The organism is Candidatus Desulfofervidus auxilii, assembly GCF_001577525.1.
Taxonomy (GTDB): domain Bacteria; phylum Desulfobacterota; class Desulfofervidia; order Desulfofervidales; family Desulfofervidaceae; genus Desulfofervidus; species Desulfofervidus auxilii.
In genome coordinates, this window is record NZ_CP013015.1 from 993,568 (window position 1) to 1,009,527 (window position 15,960).

Sequence of the window (15,960 nt, forward strand, 5' to 3'; positions counted from 1 at the left end):
TATGAAAAAGCTCACAATTACCATTCTGGTTATTGCTATGTTCGCATCCACCGGATTTGCAGCCTGTATTACATGGGGCTACAGCGGCTACCGCCCAAACTGGACACCCCACGAGAGACTCAGGATGCGGGAGTGGGTGATAAAGAAAAATATAACCATATCAACACTGAAAGAGCTGAAACAATCTGTAAAACAGGAATGGCCTGGCATTGGAAGATCCGGGAATCTGAATGCAGCCACCATAATAGTTGGCAGTAACGGTAAAGTCCGGGTCCGCCTCAGGCATCCTGAGTTCAGACGCCACCCCGTGGGAGGAAAAAAGTGAAGAAATATCCATCTGTAGTGAAAACCCTGTTTATTCTGGCATTAACCATTATTATCGGCGTAATCCTCTTTATGGCCATTCCCTTCCTGGTTTATGGAGAAGGAAATACAGAGGCAGTAAAGAAGGCACAGAGACAGGTAGAGGAACTCCAGAAGCAGCTACAGGTCAATCCGGAACTGAACCGTTATTATCAACAGGCACAGAAGCAGGCACTTAAGCAGGTCAGGGAATTCCGCAAAAAAAGAGCACAGGAAATACAGGCTTATAACCGGCTGTTACAGAAACAATACGGTATAAACATGGAATTATCAGGGAAGGCTTCAGGTATTTCCACAGACATGAATCACTATCTCATGCCTGACGAGAGAATCTATATATTCATGAGCAGCAGTGTACCCATGGTTACCTGGAATAACTATGCAGAAGATATTGATAAAATCAGGGACCCAAATATTGTCATGGTGCTCAGGGGTTGCATCGGTGGATGTGAACACATAAAGCCAACCCTTAAGTTCATCCAGAAAATCATAGTTCCCAAAGGGTTTTCTTCAGTGGATACCTCCCGGGAAGGATGGGAGGAAGAACTGAAGAAAAAGGCCAGAAGGGTTCAGATATGGATAGACCCCCTGTTATTCAGGTATTACAGGATTACCGAGGTACCCTGTATTGTATACGCAAAAGACGTTCATCCCATGGACGAGCTCAGTGAGGGACTTAAGGAAAACCTGGAGGGGAAACCGCATTACTGGAAGGTATATGGTGACTGGAAACTTTCCTATATGCTTGAAAAACTGTATGAACAGAGCAACGCCCGGAATGTAAAGAAAATCATTGAGGCACTTAACAGAAGCTGGTATTCCTCGGGAGGGGAACAGCAGGAAAAGACCAGAGGAAGCTCGCAATCAAAAAGGTAATTGAATTATTTTTAGGACAAAACGATAAGGATACATATTCTGTTCAGAAACTACTTAATTTCCTGCTTACTGTGCCAGACGCGGAGGATGTGAATCTCTGAACTAACTACACGATAGACAACTCGATACGGAGGAACAATGACTTCTCTCAGGGCTGGACTTTGAAATTCTGGAACCACTCGTCCAGATGTGGGAAAATCTTTGAGGCGTTCTACCTTGTTTCTGATGGTCTTGATCATGTTTTCAGCGGCAGATGGATTATCCTCAGATATTGTTCTTTTGATATTGTTCATGTCCTCTATGGCAAGGTGTGTCCATTTCAGCTTTTTCTTTGGCACTGTATCAAAGCCCCAGTTTTTTCATTGCTTCAGCGTGTGAAATCAATTCCCCTTTTTCAGCAGCTTCCATCCCTTTTACTATGGCTTCCATAAAGGCAATTTTTTCCTGTTGCTTCTCAAACTCGGATACCTCCAGAAGCACAGCCACACCACGGCCTCTTTGAGTAATCAGAATGGGTCTTTTAGTTGTCTTGACTTGATTGATAATCTCCGCCCCTTTTGCTCTTAGGTCAGATATGGGTTTTATATCTTCACTAAATTTTATTCTTTGCATTTAAGCCTCCAACTAATTGTAGTTTTAATGGTATAGTTAAAATATCATTAGAGAATACCCTTTGTCAAGGCAAGTAAGCCGGATAAAACTTCTGGTAGCCTTTATAGAACTGCCGTCCCAAACTTCCTTATTTTGACTTCTCCTACAGCTAAAGCCACAGAATTCTGAAGGTCGAGCTGCCTTCACAACCTCGTCTTTAATATAGGCGAGGAATTCGGTGCGCAGCCTCTATTAAGTGTTTATTCCACTCATGAGAAACTCCCACCAGGCCAGTTGGGGGACAGTAGATGGTTTTTAAGAGATGCTTTGAAAATAAAAGTTTTTAAATAAAAGGGTTTTTGTCATTCATCCCACGACTGAAGTAATGGGCTTTCTGGTGGAAGCTTTGGTAAATAGAGTGGGTTAGATAAAAAGTCACCATTTATTAGAGAGATGTTTCCAACCACTCAACGCTAACAATCTTTTCAATTTGTTTAAAGTCAGGGTCTCCAGTAATGATGGTTGCCTTTTCCTTAATCGCAGTAGCAACCGCAAAACAGTCCGCGTATGACATGGGATATCGAGCCTTGATTTTTGCTGCGTGGATTACGTCTTGCAGGGTGTTTTTAACATTAGTTATGGGCAAGGCAGGCAAGATGACGGTTAAAAGGTATTCAACTTTTTCTAAACCTCACTTTTTGCAAGGATGTAAAATGTTTCACCAATGTTAATATCATTCATTAATAGAAGGGTTTTATCTGATGAAAGAAGATTTTTCGCTTTCTCCTAACCATCTTCCTGGCATAAATATGCCAGAAGGGGGAAAGAATTAAGCAATATTTTTTCTTCACGCCTTTTATCCTCATTTCGTTCTCTCAGTAATGCTCTTGTTAGTGAAGTCCCCTCTTTGAAAATACCGCAGAAATACTCAACAGGGCCCTCTGGAAGTGGTTCTATTACAATATGGCCTTTTACCACCTTTAAAAGTAACTTCTGTTTTGGCTTTATGCCAAGGGCATCTCTTACCTCTTTTGGTATTACTAACTGTCCTTTTGATGATAGAGTAGATATTGGCATTTCTTACCTCTATTTATTAGTCTTACCTTATTATTAAGTACAACTATTTTGCACTGTTTGTCAAACTCTCAAATCTTTTATTTCCTCCCAGTTTCCATAAAATACATAGACAGTTACAGTTATTATAGTATCACCTTCCATGATATAAAATACTTCAATGCTTTTTGTTCATAGTACCTGCCATCTGGTTTCTGTCTAAAATCATATATCTTGGTCTTACCAGGACGCCCACATTTTGCTGGGATGGTAAAACCAGTTTGAATGACATCAATAATTTCTTTTTCATTAGTGCCTCTTTCTTCTGCTCACTCTAATGTATGAGGATCAACTTGAATCTTCATATTTTACTTTGGTAACAGCAGGCCCACCTTATTGATAAGATCCCACTGTCTCTTTTGTATAATCAACGAGCATGCCGCACAATTTATTTTTAACCGAAAAGAGAAGAAAAACGAGGGGAAGCAGATTTTTAATTATTAAACTGGCTCCTGTTTTTGGGATTACAAAATGATACGTTCTATCTGATATTGAGCATACAAGGAAGAATGGCGCGCAATATAATCATGTATATCTTCTAAATCCAATATGGCCTCTTCACTCCATATTATTTCTGCCATTTTTTTGATAGCCTTTGCACTGCATCTTTGTGTGAAAGAATTCGCTCTTCTTTAATTGCTGTCTCTTTTAAACGCCTCTACCAGCTTTTTTGCGTCTGTTTTCAGGTGTAACAAATAACAATGAAGATGTGGCAAATGGGAAGGAATAACTTCAAAATTTATCTTTTTAAAATTTCAATAAACTCCTCTCTGCTTAAACCAGCTTGTTCTAAAATAGCCATTAATGTTCCTTTTGGGATGCTTTTCCTTTCAGGCACAATTACCAAACGTTTTTTACCTGATTCTTCTTTATAAAAAGCCTTATGACTTCCCCTTTCTCTTTTGGGTGCATACTTAAAACCTGTTTTCTTTAGAACTCTTTCTACATCCGCAGATGACACGACAGGCAGCTTCATGCCACAGCTACCTCTAAAAGCGATGTAAATCTCTCAGCCGTCCCAATTTCATCAATTTCTTCAAGCATCCCCAACTCCTTTGCATTTTCTAAGTAAAGCTCCACAGCCTCCTTTAAATTTTTTAAAGCCTCTTCTACAGTATCACCAGCACTCGCTACGCCTAATTCAGGACATTTGGAGACATAGCCCTCTTTTTCTTTCCAAATGACACTAGTAAACTTATAAGTCTTCATTTTTTAACCTCATTTTATTTCATTCACCCAATCATAATATATTTTTTAAAACTCCTCTACCAGTTTTTTGCTTTTGCTTAGTATATTTTTTTCTCTCAGTAACTGAGAATAATCAAGCTTAATAGAATGGGCATAATTTTATATACTGTTTGGGAAAGAGATAATCAATTTATCTTTAGTATTTTTCATAAATATCTCTGAAAAATTCATAGCCTCTGGAGCCATAGATATTGCATATTCTGTCTGCAACAGCCTTTTGGCCTGAGTTATAGAGATATTCTGTAATTGAATAGGAAACATTTATTAAGTGCAGTAGCATTGTTTGTTGAAACTTTTTAATAAATATTTATAATTGCTTTGAATACAATGAGCAAAAAGAGGCGTCAAAAATTTTGCTATCTTTGTGGACAGTCAAATCCTGATACAAAAGAGCATATACCACCCCGTGGGATATTTCCTAAAAAGCCTAAAGGTCAGCTAATAACAGTTCCAGCACATAAAGACTGTAATAATCGATTCTCACGCGATGATGAGTTATTTAGAAATTTGATAATTGCAGCAAGTTGTAGGAACAGACAAGCTAGAAAAGCTTGGGATACACAAGTTGTTCCTTCGTTCAAGAAGAATCCTGGTGCTAAACAAGAACTGCGAAAACGACTGAGACCTCTTTGGCTTAAAGAGAAAATAACCAATGCTTATGTTCGAGTTTACGGATTGTCTGTTGAGGTAGCGCTGTTTGAAAGGCAAGTTGACCGCTGGACTCGAGGTTTGTTTTATCATCGCTTCAAAGAACCTTTTCCACCGAATCATAAAATCAAAATTATAAAATGGAAACCTCCAGAAATAAGTATTCCACCCTTTAACAAATTGTTTGCAGAAGAAGGATTTATCCCTAAGTGGGTTCATGTTGAACCTAGGATTTTTTCCTATTTCTATGGGGTAGCGAAGGAAGACAAATATCAAGGAATCGCCGTTTATGTGTTCTTTGATACAGAGGTATTTGTAGGATTAACTTCATAAAATATTATGATCAAAAACAAATATGAAGATATTTTTAAATTTGCACAGGAAGTTTTAGATAATAATATTAAACTTTTAAATGGTCAAAATGCCGATTCATTGCCCAAAAGTGTTGTTCTATATCATTATAGACGAGCTTTTAGTCTTTTATACGCAATCAAAATTCTATGCGAACAAGGTTTTGCCACAGAAGGTATGGTACTTCTTCGTAGCCTCCTTAATCTTTATATCAATGTAATGTGGTTGACCACAGGTAATATTGATTCTAGAATGAAACGGTTTGTAGATTTTGAAATCATTATTAGGTATAGAAGAATTAAAACATTAAGAGAACTTGGTGAAGTATCCAAAGAAGAAGGGGATAAAGAATTAGAAAAAATGCGTGAAAGATATGAAAAAATAAAGAAAAAATATAATCTAAAAGGCAACCCAAGGTATTGGCGTTGGTCTGGAAAGTCTATTCGTCAGATGGCTAAAGAAGTATCCTTAATAAACGAATATGAGATTATTTATCCCTATCTTTCTGAAAGAGAACACACAAGTCCTGTAGCTGCGAGAGACTATTTGGATAATTCCAGAAGGGGATATACAATGGTAAGAGCAGGACCGAGCAATTCCAAAATAGATATGGTAATATTTCCAGCGCTTGGTTATTTTTTAAATGTCAAGGAAATCGCACTTGATACATTTGATATGGACTTAACTAGCTTAAAAATAGAAAGACAGGAGCTTTCCAAACTGGAAAATAAGTATTGGGGGCAAAAGGGGTAATGCTATCTCCAAGGAATGACTCTTTTATTTTTGAAAGCTCTACACACTCCCCCCCTTTTCCAGTCTATTTTTTACCAGTTCACACACGGCCCAATAGACTTCTCTTTTTTCATCTTCAGTAAGGCCAAGGATGCCAAAGATAATGTCATAATTTTACCTTTCTTTCACAATTTTTATTTCTTCCTCTGTCAACCCATAAAGCTTATAGACAATCTGGTCTATGAGCCAGTCGGTCTTGCGGATCTTTTCTTTAAGAGGGAGAAGTTTGGAGAGGGATTTTTCGTATTCAGTTTTTATGGTTTCAAAAAGCTCTCTAGATTTAAGATTTGCCCCAATTTTATTTTTGTTTTTCTCTAGAATTTGCCAGAGTTCATCAAAGATTAAATGTCCTTCATCTTTTTGATAATCCCCCAGGTAGTTTTTAAGCTTAATTTTGCCAGTGAGGGCTTCAATTCCAGTATTGCCCTTTTTATCTGGTTTGATTTTAAGTTGTGCCTCTAGCCAAGCAAGAAACCCCTTAATTTCCTTTTGTTTTTCCTTATTTAATTCAATCATCTGCTCTGCCAAAAAGGCCAAAATATCATGCACCACATCAGATTGTTCCCAAAGGGCACCCTCAGGAATTTGCCAGTCTTTATTAAGTGGATCAGCATTATGTTTTTTGAGAAGTTCAGGGTCTGGCTTATGTTGCTTTTTAAGACGCTCATCAATAAAATTAAGGATGATTTGGACATTAGGCATTTGTTACCTCACAAAGTTAAGGCAACTTCCTTCTCTTGAATGACACTGGCAATGGAGCTTAAGACAAATTCCTTTGCGTCTAAAATTTCTATAAGAACTGGCTCTCCATCCTTGCTAAAATGAATGATGATTCGCCCTTCTTCTTCGGCGTAATCAATCGGTTTGTCTGAGAGCTCTATGAGGAGGATATCCACATCCTTACTGTATTTAATCTTTCTCATATCTTTTCTTCCTCCCTGGATATAAGGTAATTATAATAAATTTATCAGCCTCTTCCTCATAAACTACTCTTAGCACATGACCTTCATCTAATTCTTTTTGAGCAATAAGCCTCCCCTTATAACCTTTTTCTATATTATCTGGCTCAATCACCGTTTTTCTAATAAAATCTTCTTCTATTTCTACTCCATGCTTTTTAAACAAATCTATTTTAAGACGAGCATGATTGGTAAAATCAACTTTTTTCATTAATTACCTTCTTTTAAAAAATTATAATACATTTTTTTAAATTCTTTCAGCAGCCTTTTGCGTTCATTTTCGGGTGTGACAAAGGAAATACAGGGCATAGGCATACCATTTATTTCATAAGCATTTACATGATTATTCGTGCTAGTTAACCTGAATCTCCATTCCCATAGAGAAGAGTTTAAGAAGGCTAAAATAGCAAACAAGTTGAGTTGTTTGGGATTGACAATATAATTTACGGTGTCAGAGCAGAAATTACCTTTTTCTATAATGGTTGCTATAATCCGTCGCCAATTATCTATGGCAGCACCTCTTTGGTAGCCAATGCGAGTGTATTGGTAGTCATAAGCTTTAGTATTTTTGCTGTGGGCTTGGAGAAACTTTTCTATATTGAGATATACAGGAGTACCCTGTTTGGGTTCCTCATTGAATTGATACCTGTCTATATGTGCACCTCTTAAAACAATTTGTCCATTTGGATTATATGATAAAAATTCGGCATGACTTGTTAAATTTACTTCTCCTTGTTGGGAAGGAGCAAGGTTTTTTAATACATTGCCTTTGCATACTTTTATAAGTTTTAAAGCAAGGTGGAAATCTTTTGTAGTCATACCTGGATAGCAAGGAATGCTCAAATTATCACTGTCAAATTCTTCTATTTGATCAGGATATATCTCTAAAGGAATGATACCTTTCAAAATATCTTTTCCAGGATGAACCCTAATGAAAAACAAAGTTGGAGTTGATTTTTCAACGATATAAACACAAGTTGACAGTTTCGCTTCAAAAAATACTCTATTGAAAGGATCATCCTTTTGAGGAAATGCCTCAATTTTTTCAATATGAGTTTTAGTAAGCAAAAATTTTCGTAAAGGTTTTGCTTGTTTATCTGCCAATAAAGCAAGAGGTACGATAAAACCATGCCTTCCGTTTTTCTTTAAAAGCTCAAGAGATAAGGTCGCAAAAAGCCGATAAAAATTTAGCTTGCTTCCTATTGCTGGTTTATAAAACGATAAAGAAGAGAAAAAATTTTTATCTTCTTTTACTTCCTTTTGCTGCTCTTTTTCAGAAATTACATCATACGGCGGATTTCCTACTACCGCATCAAATCCTGGATTTTGTCTAATTCTACCGAACTCGTCGTAAAATACTTCCGGAAATTCGAGTTCCCAATGGAAAAATTGCTTTTTGTCTGTGATTTCTAATGCTGGATCTAAAAATTTCTTTTTGAAATATGTAGGAAGTTTATCTTCCAAGATTAATTTGCAAATTTTGCAATAAGGCTTACATTCAAACCCGAAGTGTATGCTAGTCCAAAGATTTCCTATTCTTTTCCACTTATCAAGCCACATTTCATTAATATAATTCAATGTTTTTGCCTTATTTTTAATATTCTCAACATTTTCAGCAGGCTCTTTTTGTATTATAAAGTAGGATTTTACAGCTTTAGCTAAATCTTGTGTCAAATTCGAAGTGTCAAAAAATTCTAAACTATCTTTCTGTAAGGGTAGGCTTTGTATTTTATCTAATTTTGCACCAATAAGAGAGTTACCAACTTTTAGATGATGGTCCAAGAAATTAAGGGGTTTTCCTTTCGCCATTGTGCGAAGCCATAAAGCAAGCTTCGCTAGCTCAACAGCAAGAGGATTTAAATCTACACCAAATATACACCTTTCTACTATCTCACGCCTTGCCCAGCGGATCTCATCCTCACCTACTTCTTTTGGAGATGCACCCAATGCCTTAATTAAGGCCTTAGCCAGAAAATCAGTCGCTTCTACCAAAAAATGTCCACTGCCCATGGCTGGATCAAGGACTTTTAAGTCAAATATCATCTCAATTGGATCATATCCATGTTTTGGCTGGACCCCTATAGTTTTAGCCAATTTTGCCTTTTTGAATATGTTGTCTATTAGTGGGCCCAGAGTGTTTTCTATAATGTATTTTACAATATACCGTGGTGTGTAATAGGAGCCAGTTGCCTTGCGCTCACCTTTGTCTGTGACGAGATAAACTTCGCCTGTATAGACAACTTTATTTTTATCAATCTTTTTACCCTGCTTTTTTGCTTCTTTCAGTGAGACATATACTTCTCTACCCTTTTGCTTTATCGGAACTAAATCTTCTTTAGCTATACGGAGTTTATATTCTAAAAGTCCTTCATAGATAGAACCTAAGTGTCTAATATCTAAGCTGCTATAATCAATAAAGGTCTTTTCTTTTGATCTTGAAAGGAGATCAATGACCTTTGCAACATAGGCATCACCTACTTTATAGTCCTCTAGAAAATGATGGTTTTTTGGATCAAAGAGACCACCATTGTAAGGAGGGACGTCTAACTCTTTATTGCCATTATTTATAATCTCAAATAAGTACTTTAAGCAATTCCAGTAGCCATGAGTTGAGGTAGCAATGGGTCTCTTATTATCTAGCTTATCGGCTATTTCTTTTTTGATGGCATCCAAGCTATATGAATCAGTATAGATTTGGTTCTCTCCAAGCGGAAGTAATTGATTGTACTCTGCATAGAGTATAAATAGAAGGCGATAGAGAAAGATTAAGGAATTATCGTGAATTTCCTTTAGGTCATTTTGAGAAAGGCTATTGTTGGGAAATTCCAGAAATCCATGCGCCAAAAGCCTTAATGATTCATAGATATTTTTTTTAAGTTCCTCACCAACTGCCTCGGCATAGTCTTTGCTTCCCTGATATACCTTTTCAACAAAAGCGGGAAAGGCATCCTTTCGGAAAAAGAGGTAAAAATATCTAAAATTTTCTAATTTGCCATTTTCTAGCAAACTTTCTAAGTCTATTTCATAAAAGATATCAATTTTCTTTGAAGTCTCCCTTTCATAAAGTCTCCAATATCTACCATTGGTAAGGATTCCCCATTTTACCTCAGTAAGCCATAGATAATGACTCATTTGTAAAGAAGGATTTTGGATGTCTTCTGGATCACTCTTAATTTTTTTATCTAAGTTTCTTTCCCAGCGTTTAGCCTCCGCCAAACAGGCAACATGTTTAAAATATTTTTCTTTTGGAGTTTTTTGAACAACTTTTAAGTCATTTTTAGAATAAAAAAGAGCGTAATCAGGATGCTTTATTCCATCTCCTATAAGCGTTGGCGGTTCTACATCCACTGTCCAACCCAGGATTTCAAAGACTTTATCTAAAAAATGCTTTCGCAGTTGAGATTCATTAAGAGATGAAAATCTATCTTTATCCCATAATGCCCTGATTTTTTGGTAAACTTCTTTAAGCTCTGCCTCGTTTATTTCGAATTCTTTTTCTTCTGGCAGGAGTCTTTCTAGATAATGATTGGAAAACAGTTTTTGATTACGGTATGGAGTCATGAGCTGTTCCTTGGTATTATGATAGCGGTTGAAAAAAGATTTGGGTTCCTTTCAATAACTAATTCCTCTTCTTCAAGTCGTTCTAATGTTTTTTCAAATGTAGCTTTTAAATCATTTAGCCTTTTTTCCGAAGCCTTTATAGCTATAGCCATGTCTTCGCCCAAAAACAGTCGACTTTTAAAATCTTTAAGCCTTTTCTCTTCTTCTTTGATCTTTGTCCCAAAATATCTCTTTGCATCTTCTTTTTTAATAGATATTTCACGGTCTTTTTTTCTTTGTGCCAAAGAGCAAAGCCTTTTTGCTTCCTCTAAGGCAATATTATATGCCTTTTCATAAAGATAGGGAATTCGGGGCTTTATATCATCAAAATTATTGGGAAATTTTTCTATTTGATCTCTACTGAATGAGGCAATTGACCTTGGGGATACGGGTTTGCAATCTCCATTTAGTGTTACAAATACAGGAAAGACATCTTCATTTATGGTCTTACCAGTGGCATCATCAAAGGCAAGAAGAAAGTTGAACAAAATGCCAGGCTGTTCTGTTTTATCAGAGTATTTAACTGTGGCCCTACCACCAAATAGGTAATCCCTGTCCAGGCAGTAATCTATAATTTCCTCTAAAAGAGGATGACCAAAGGCGATAAACTCTACTTCATTTCCAAGTTTCTTTGCAATCTCCTTTGAAAAGACAACTGCATCATACCTCTTCTTTATGCCTTCCCGTAGCACCTCTTTTGGTGGAATGAGCCTATAGACAAATTTCTTTCTTGTTGGCTCAATCTTACCATTAAAAAGCTCAAAAAAGGCACGTACAAATCTCTCAATTTCCTTCTCAGTAGTAGCCTTTTTTCTGCTTTTTTCAATAACCTTTAGTGTCTCCTCAAGGTCAAACTTTTTTAAGTCCATTAGAAATGCCTTTTCAATAGTTTGATACGCCATCTTCCTTTCATTAATGGCCCTTTCCAAATCCTTAATTGTGGCCTCAACGGGCCTATTTTCTGCAAGTGACTTCATAATAAGCTCTTGTAAGTTAAAGTCTTCTAGGATAAGGCCGACAATTTCTGATACTTTACCACCCAAATCTTTTTCTATAATGGAGACCTTTTGCATGAGTCTGGCCAGTATTTGCCCCTCCCTTGTATCAGTAACAAAGAGGTTATGCACCTTCACATCCCTTTTTTGCCCATAGCGGTGAAGTCTTCCAATCCTTTGGTCAATGCGGTTGGGATTCCACGGGAGGTCATAATTTACCATAATATGGCAAAACTGAAGATTAATCCCCTCACCGGCTGCATCAGTAGCTGTCATGATGTTAAATGCTGGAGAGGAAAAATGTCTTTCTGCCTCTCTCCTTTCCTCCATGCTCATACCACCGTGGATGACCAGGGGATTATATCCATGTTCTTGTAAGATGTTTACAATATAATTCAGAGTATCCCTATATTCAGTAAAAATAAGGATTTTTTCTCTTGGGTCTTTATTGATAATTCCATCCACAAAATCTATAAGTGACTTTCCTTTTGAGTCTATTGTAATTTCTTCTGAAAGTTTGATCAGGGATTTTAGGAAGAAGATTTCCTTCTTTAGCCCCTCTGGTGTAGTGGGGAGTGTTAATATCTCAAGACGTCTTTCAAGCCTCTCTTTTTCAAAATCATCAAGTGAGTCTGGGTCTTCAAAGTAATCACGGAGCCTTATCTCCTCTTCCTTAGGCAGAGAGATAGCGCCTTTAACCAATTTTGCAAGCCTGTTTTTTAAGGAAGAGCGTATGGCAGCAATAGATGAGACCATGCGCTTTTGTAGAAGTACCATAGCAAAGCCAACTGCCTTGTTATTTTGGGCATTGGCTAGGTTGTAGAATGTTTGCACATAGGCGGTAACTGCTTCATAAAGCCTCCTTTCCTCCTTAGTATATGAAATAGGAGTGGTAAAAACCTCCCTTAGACGGAAGACAGGCCTTCCATTCGCATCTATGATACCAGCTTTTCCCCTGCGTATCATAATGCTACTTAGCTTGGATGAAACAATCTTTGCCTCATTTTCAAATATATATGGGTCTATGAGGGTAAGAAGGGCATAGAAGGAAAAACGGTCTCCCTTATGGGGGGTAGCACTGAGTAGAATAAGCCCTTCTGTCTTGTCATAAAGGGCCTGGGCAAGCCTATACCTTTGGGAACGCTCTATTTTATTTCCCGATCTTTTGGCGGAGAGCTTGTGGGCCTCATCAAAAATAATAACATCCCATGTAGTCCTTATAAGTTCTGCCAATACTTCTTCCTTTTTAACGTAATCAAGTGATGTAATAATCTTTGAGTGTGCCTCCCAGACATTAGCATCCTTAGGGAGGGAATTTTTTAATGCATTTACATAAGAAGAGTCATAGATAGCAAAGTTTTCATCAAACCTTTCCCTTAGCTCCCTTTGCCACTGGAATCGAAGGGGTGCAGGGACTATGATGAGGACCCTCTTTGCACGCCCCCTGAGGGAGATTTCCTTAAGGACCATACCTGTCTCAATGGTCTTACCAAGGCCAACGTCATCGGCTAAAAGGATCCTGTGTTTATAGGCATTAAGGATCTTGTAAACTGCTCCTACTTGATAAGGCTCAAGGTTTGTGCGAGTAAAAGAAAGGGAAAGGAGATGGTCATAGGTATAAGCAAGAGACAGTCTAGTTGCCTCAAAGTGAAGATCAAAGTAGATAGGAAGTTCAAAGACAGCATTTTGCAGTTTTTCTAAAGGGGAAAATATTTTTTCTATTTTTGTAGGAGGGCTAACAAAGTCCTTTGCCGGTCCTTCTGCGAAGGCGACTTTAACCACTGTAAATTTCCCACGCTGGTCGAGCTTTATTATTTCCCCCATCTTGTTTCCAACTCTGACTTTATCACCGATTGTTAATTCAGCCACCATTGCTTTTAATCTTTTACAAGCCAAAATCCTGCGATGTTGAAATAGGCACTGGCTATATCAATGGATTTTTGTCCTTTTAGGATATTATTTAATTCTTCAAAAAGCTTGAGGTTGTTATTATCAATAATTAAATACTCAGGGCGGTACATGATTTAGTTTTATATCGTTTTTATGATGGATAATCAATATAAAAGTTGGGGGCTGGTTTTCGAAAAAAGATGCCGTCTTAGCCTTTGCGCACTCTTTCACTTGCTGGTACCCTCTTCATGGGTGGCCTCCTTTGTTTGGTTTTTGTCAAATTTATCTATTATAACCTAGGCCACCCTTTTTTACAGGAATTATAAGACATGACCCTTAGAGAAAGTAAGGTTAACTTAGAAAATCATTTGCACTGCATATAATTTTAGGGAATTAGCGAGGTTAACATATAGATAGAAAGTGAAAATTTAGAACTAATAAATGGTTAAAGCAACTGAGCTGCTGATTGCCTGGTAAAAAGGGATCATCCCTGCCTGTTGGCAGACAGGAGCGAGTTTAGCCCTGGTAAATTATTAAAAAACTACCTAAAATCAGACAAAGGAAGGCTGTGTTAACGGATTTTTCGACAGGCTCCGCTGTCGTCGTTGAGGGGTTTAAGGAAATACCCATAACTTTGTGGCACAAATAATTCATTATATTGATGATTAAAAAAGTCATCAGTCATTCCAGCAATAAAATCAATTGCCATTCGCTTTTTATCAGTGTTTTTATGATAATTATCGTCCATATCCTTCAAGAAATAGCGATAAATCGGAGAGTCTGTATCTTTATTTTCTAAATCCTGATAATATTTCTTAAATAGTTGCTTAAACATATTTTCAATTTTATGAGTTTGAGTTTTAATTTGTGGATTGTGATAAATGTTTTCATCATTGAAATTCATAAGATCCTTTAGAGCTTTAAAAATATCTTCGCTGAATGCTAGATAATCCTTGTCATAACTATTCTTTATTAAATCTAATGCAAGAGTATTGATTATTTTATCATTTGAATCTCCGATAGTTTGCCTGATTCCCTGGGGAATATCTTTTCTTTCTATTAGTCTTAATGTTATAGCGTCTTCAATGTCTCTTCCTATGTAAGCAATTACATCAGAAATTCTTACAACGCATCCTTCAAGTGTCATTGGGAAAATTTTTTTACTGTAATTTTCTTCTGTAAAGCATTTCATATATTCCTCTTCAAATTTCTCCCAAGTTTTTCCATAATTTGGTTTATATTCTTTGCTTAACATTTCTCCATTATGGGCAAGAATACCATCAAGCACCTGTAAGGATAAATTCAATCCTTTTCCTCCTTTCTCTATTTCCATTAAAAATCTCACACTTTGGGCATTATGGCAAAAACATCCTATTTCATTATCTTTACATAGACTATCTAATACCTTTTCTCCATCATGGCCGTATGGCACATGTCCTAAATCATGCCCCAAAGAAATCGCCTCAATTAGATCTTCATTTAGTTTCAAACATCTTCCAATTACTCTTCCTATTTTTGAAACAAATTGGACATGTAAAACCCTGTGCGTAATGTGATCATTCTCAAATAAATAAAATACTTGGGTTTTATCTATATACCTGGAATAGGCGAGCGAGTGGATTATTTTGTCTGTATCATGAAAAAAGATCGGTCGTATATTTTCCCTATCAGGTACTTTTTCCCTATCAGGATATTTTCTAATCCCCCTATTATTTTTACAGGCATATTTTGAAAAAACCTTTCTTTCTCTTTGAAGATTATTTAAAATTATTTTTGAAAATACTTCGTCTTTTCGTTTCATCTTCCTTCAACCCTCAATGGCATATAACGTTCCGAGCGTATCTGAAGCCCGCCGTAAACCAGATACACTCTATTATCTGTAGTGCGGAATATCGTATTTCCCATTTCTATCACACCCATAATCCAGCATAGGGTTTAATTAAACTCCACCATTCTGATGGCGTAATTATCTTAATTGGCAGAGATTCTAGGTGGTCACGATATTTTAAAATTGTTTCCCAATCCCTTGTACAAAAACAATCGCATCTATAAACAACAGCGTCACATAAAAGAATACGATCTTCAATATCTGGTAATATATCTAAAATACCAGATGATAATAGCTTAATTCTAGTATGTTCAGCTTCGATGAAGGATGGAAAATCATTATTCTCTTCCAGTATGCCAAGCCAATAATGCCAAACCTCCATAAACCAATTTTCAAGGTAATACCTTTTTGTGATATCTCGAGTTCTTATCACTTCCTTATAAATAAAAGGAGATATTGCTAACTGCCATGACGCTCTATTTCCTATAAGAAAAATGTTATGGAATGCATTAATGTCCTCTACGATTCGTTTACTTAATGTATTGGGTGAGGGCATACCTTCGAATATATGCTCGCCATATTCAAGAATAAAATTAAGAGATGATGTATCTAAAAATGCTCGTCCAGGAATTTTTTCAAGCTTCATTTAAGACTCCTGTGTATGGCAAATAACGGAATCGGGCTATACGAAGTCGGCGATAGCCGA

19 protein-coding genes are annotated in these 15,960 nt (G+C 36.8%); 4 read left to right on the forward strand and 15 right to left on the reverse strand.

Going from position 1 to position 15,960, the window contains the following annotated elements; translation table 11 throughout:
* Nucleotide 1 precedes the first annotated feature (1 nt).
* Both HS1_RS05095 and HS1_RS05100 read left to right on the forward strand, forming a co-directional pair.
* Entirely contained in the window at nucleotides 2–325 is a 324-nt protein-coding gene (locus HS1_RS05095; RefSeq protein WP_066061866.1) for a hypothetical protein, read from the forward strand.
* Nucleotides 322–1,239, forward strand: coding sequence for a type-F conjugative transfer system pilin assembly protein TrbC (locus tag HS1_RS05100; RefSeq protein ID WP_066061869.1), 918 nt, complete (start codon nucleotides 322–324; stop codon nucleotides 1,237–1,239). The genes HS1_RS05095 and HS1_RS05100 overlap by 4 nt, the downstream gene beginning before the upstream one ends.
* Before the next feature lie 50 nt (nucleotides 1,240–1,289).
* On the opposite strand, the gene HS1_RS05105 is transcribed toward HS1_RS05100, so the two are convergent.
* The 7 genes from HS1_RS05105 to HS1_RS13080 all read right to left on the reverse strand — a co-directional run bounded on the left by HS1_RS05105 (nucleotide 1,290) and on the right by HS1_RS13080 (nucleotide 4,452).
* Nucleotides 1,290–1,577 carry a type II toxin-antitoxin system RelE/ParE family toxin gene (locus HS1_RS05105; RefSeq protein ID WP_066060537.1) on the reverse strand — a complete coding sequence of 96 codons (288 nt, stop codon included), beginning with the start codon at nucleotides 1,575–1,577 and terminating at the stop codon, nucleotides 1,290–1,292.
* Between the two features lie 4 nt (nucleotides 1,578–1,581).
* Nucleotides 1,582–1,851, reverse strand: a complete 270-nt coding sequence (locus HS1_RS05110; protein WP_066060538.1) for a type II toxin-antitoxin system Phd/YefM family antitoxin — start codon at nucleotides 1,849–1,851, stop codon at nucleotides 1,582–1,584.
* Between the two features lie 424 nt (nucleotides 1,852–2,275).
* Nucleotides 2,276–2,485 carry a PIN domain-containing protein gene (locus tag HS1_RS05115; RefSeq protein WP_066060539.1) on the reverse strand — a complete coding sequence of 70 codons (210 nt, stop codon included), beginning with the start codon at nucleotides 2,483–2,485 and terminating at the stop codon, nucleotides 2,276–2,278.
* A gap of 131 nt (nucleotides 2,486–2,616) precedes the next feature.
* The gene (locus HS1_RS05120; protein ID WP_066061872.1) at nucleotides 2,617–2,907 is read right to left on the reverse strand and encodes an AbrB/MazE/SpoVT family DNA-binding domain-containing protein; all 291 of its coding nucleotides are present in this window, start codon (nucleotides 2,905–2,907) and stop codon (nucleotides 2,617–2,619) included.
* Nucleotides 2,908–3,682: 775 nt separating this feature from the next.
* Nucleotides 3,683–3,919: a type II toxin-antitoxin system HicA family toxin gene (locus tag HS1_RS05125; RefSeq protein ID WP_066061875.1), complete on the reverse strand. Its 237-nt coding sequence runs from the start codon at nucleotides 3,917–3,919 to the stop codon at nucleotides 3,683–3,685.
* Nucleotides 3,916–4,152 carry a type II toxin-antitoxin system HicB family antitoxin gene (locus HS1_RS05130; RefSeq protein WP_066061878.1) on the reverse strand — a complete coding sequence of 79 codons (237 nt, stop codon included), beginning with the start codon at nucleotides 4,150–4,152 and terminating at the stop codon, nucleotides 3,916–3,918. The genes HS1_RS05125 and HS1_RS05130 overlap by 4 nt, the downstream gene beginning before the upstream one ends.
* 138 nt (nucleotides 4,153–4,290) lie before the next feature.
* On the reverse strand, nucleotides 4,291–4,452 hold the full coding sequence (locus HS1_RS13080; RefSeq protein WP_156469398.1) for a hypothetical protein: 162 nt from the start codon (nucleotides 4,450–4,452) through the stop codon (nucleotides 4,291–4,293).
* A gap of 66 nt (nucleotides 4,453–4,518) precedes the next feature.
* Here HS1_RS13080 and HS1_RS05135 point away from each other — a divergent pair, with 66 nt between their 5' ends.
* Together HS1_RS05135 and HS1_RS05140 are read left to right on the forward strand one after the other, a co-directional pair.
* On the forward strand, nucleotides 4,519–5,172 hold the full coding sequence (locus HS1_RS05135) for a hypothetical protein (protein ID WP_066061881.1): 654 nt from the start codon (nucleotides 4,519–4,521) through the stop codon (nucleotides 5,170–5,172).
* A gap of 6 nt (nucleotides 5,173–5,178) precedes the next feature.
* Entirely contained in the window at nucleotides 5,179–5,943 is a 765-nt protein-coding gene (locus HS1_RS05140) for a DUF5677 domain-containing protein (protein WP_066061884.1), read from the forward strand.
* A 153-nt stretch (nucleotides 5,944–6,096) separates the two neighbouring features.
* On the opposite strand, the gene HS1_RS05145 is transcribed toward HS1_RS05140, so the two are convergent.
* The 8 genes from HS1_RS05145 to HS1_RS05175 form a co-directional block, all read right to left on the reverse strand.
* Nucleotides 6,097–6,684 carry a hypothetical protein gene (locus tag HS1_RS05145; protein WP_066061887.1) on the reverse strand — a complete coding sequence of 196 codons (588 nt, stop codon included), beginning with the start codon at nucleotides 6,682–6,684 and terminating at the stop codon, nucleotides 6,097–6,099.
* A gap of 8 nt (nucleotides 6,685–6,692) precedes the next feature.
* Entirely contained in the window at nucleotides 6,693–6,905 is a 213-nt protein-coding gene (locus HS1_RS05150; RefSeq protein ID WP_066061890.1) for a DUF2283 domain-containing protein, read from the reverse strand.
* A complete protein-coding gene (locus HS1_RS05155) occupies nucleotides 6,892–7,152 on the reverse strand; it encodes a DUF4258 domain-containing protein (RefSeq protein WP_066061893.1) in 261 nt (86 codons plus the stop codon). Before HS1_RS05155 ends, HS1_RS05150 begins: the two co-directional genes overlap by 14 nt.
* Nucleotides 7,152–10,502: an Eco57I restriction-modification methylase domain-containing protein gene (locus HS1_RS05160; protein WP_066061896.1), complete on the reverse strand. Its 3,351-nt coding sequence runs from the start codon at nucleotides 10,500–10,502 to the stop codon at nucleotides 7,152–7,154. The genes HS1_RS05155 and HS1_RS05160 overlap by 1 nt, the downstream gene beginning before the upstream one ends.
* The gene (locus HS1_RS05165) at nucleotides 10,499–13,432 is read right to left on the reverse strand and encodes a helicase-related protein (protein ID WP_156469399.1); all 2,934 of its coding nucleotides are present in this window, start codon (nucleotides 13,430–13,432) and stop codon (nucleotides 10,499–10,501) included. The genes HS1_RS05160 and HS1_RS05165 overlap by 4 nt, the downstream gene beginning before the upstream one ends.
* Nucleotides 13,414–13,557, reverse strand: coding sequence for a phospholipase D-like domain-containing protein (locus HS1_RS13085; RefSeq protein WP_156469400.1), 144 nt, complete (start codon nucleotides 13,555–13,557; stop codon nucleotides 13,414–13,416). Before HS1_RS13085 ends, HS1_RS05165 begins: the two co-directional genes overlap by 19 nt.
* A gap of 440 nt (nucleotides 13,558–13,997) precedes the next feature.
* Nucleotides 13,998–15,227: a deoxyguanosinetriphosphate triphosphohydrolase family protein gene (locus HS1_RS05170; protein ID WP_066061901.1), complete on the reverse strand. Its 1,230-nt coding sequence runs from the start codon at nucleotides 15,225–15,227 to the stop codon at nucleotides 13,998–14,000.
* 109 nt (nucleotides 15,228–15,336) lie between these two features.
* Nucleotides 15,337–15,900, reverse strand: coding sequence for a hypothetical protein (locus tag HS1_RS05175; protein WP_066061904.1), 564 nt, complete (start codon nucleotides 15,898–15,900; stop codon nucleotides 15,337–15,339).
* Nucleotides 15,901–15,960 lie beyond the last annotated feature (60 nt).

Coding starts and splice junctions, on each gene's coding strand:
- HS1_RS05170 (WP_066061901.1), bottom strand. CDS start 15,227: ATGAAACGAAAAGACGAAGTATTTTCAAAAATAATTTTAAATAATCTT.
- HS1_RS13085 (WP_156469400.1), bottom strand. CDS start 13,557: ATGTACCGCCCTGAGTATTTAATTATTGATAATAACAACCTCAAGCTT.
- HS1_RS05150 (WP_066061890.1), bottom strand. CDS start 6,905: ATGAGAAAGATTAAATACAGTAAGGATGTGGATATCCTCCTCATAGAG.
- HS1_RS05145 (WP_066061887.1), bottom strand. CDS start 6,684: ATGCCTAATGTCCAAATCATCCTTAATTTTATTGATGAGCGTCTTAAA.
- HS1_RS05140 (WP_066061884.1), top strand. CDS start 5,179: ATGATCAAAAACAAATATGAAGATATTTTTAAATTTGCACAGGAAGTT.
- HS1_RS05135 (WP_066061881.1), top strand. CDS start 4,519: ATGAGCAAAAAGAGGCGTCAAAAATTTTGCTATCTTTGTGGACAGTCA.
- HS1_RS05130 (WP_066061878.1), bottom strand. CDS start 4,152: ATGAAGACTTATAAGTTTACTAGTGTCATTTGGAAAGAAAAAGAGGGC.
- HS1_RS05095 (WP_066061866.1), top strand. CDS start 2: ATGAAAAAGCTCACAATTACCATTCTGGTTATTGCTATGTTCGCATCC.
- HS1_RS05175 (WP_066061904.1), bottom strand. CDS start 15,900: ATGAAGCTTGAAAAAATTCCTGGACGAGCATTTTTAGATACATCATCT.
- HS1_RS05155 (WP_066061893.1), bottom strand. CDS start 7,152: ATGAAAAAAGTTGATTTTACCAATCATGCTCGTCTTAAAATAGATTTG.
- HS1_RS05125 (WP_066061875.1), bottom strand. CDS start 3,919: ATGAAGCTGCCTGTCGTGTCATCTGCGGATGTAGAAAGAGTTCTAAAG.
- HS1_RS05110 (WP_066060538.1), bottom strand. CDS start 1,851: ATGCAAAGAATAAAATTTAGTGAAGATATAAAACCCATATCTGACCTA.
- HS1_RS13080 (WP_156469398.1), bottom strand. CDS start 4,452: ATGTTTCCTATTCAATTACAGAATATCTCTATAACTCAGGCCAAAAGG.
- HS1_RS05120 (WP_066061872.1), bottom strand. CDS start 2,907: ATGCCAATATCTACTCTATCATCAAAAGGACAGTTAGTAATACCAAAA.
- HS1_RS05160 (WP_066061896.1), bottom strand. CDS start 10,502: ATGACTCCATACCGTAATCAAAAACTGTTTTCCAATCATTATCTAGAA.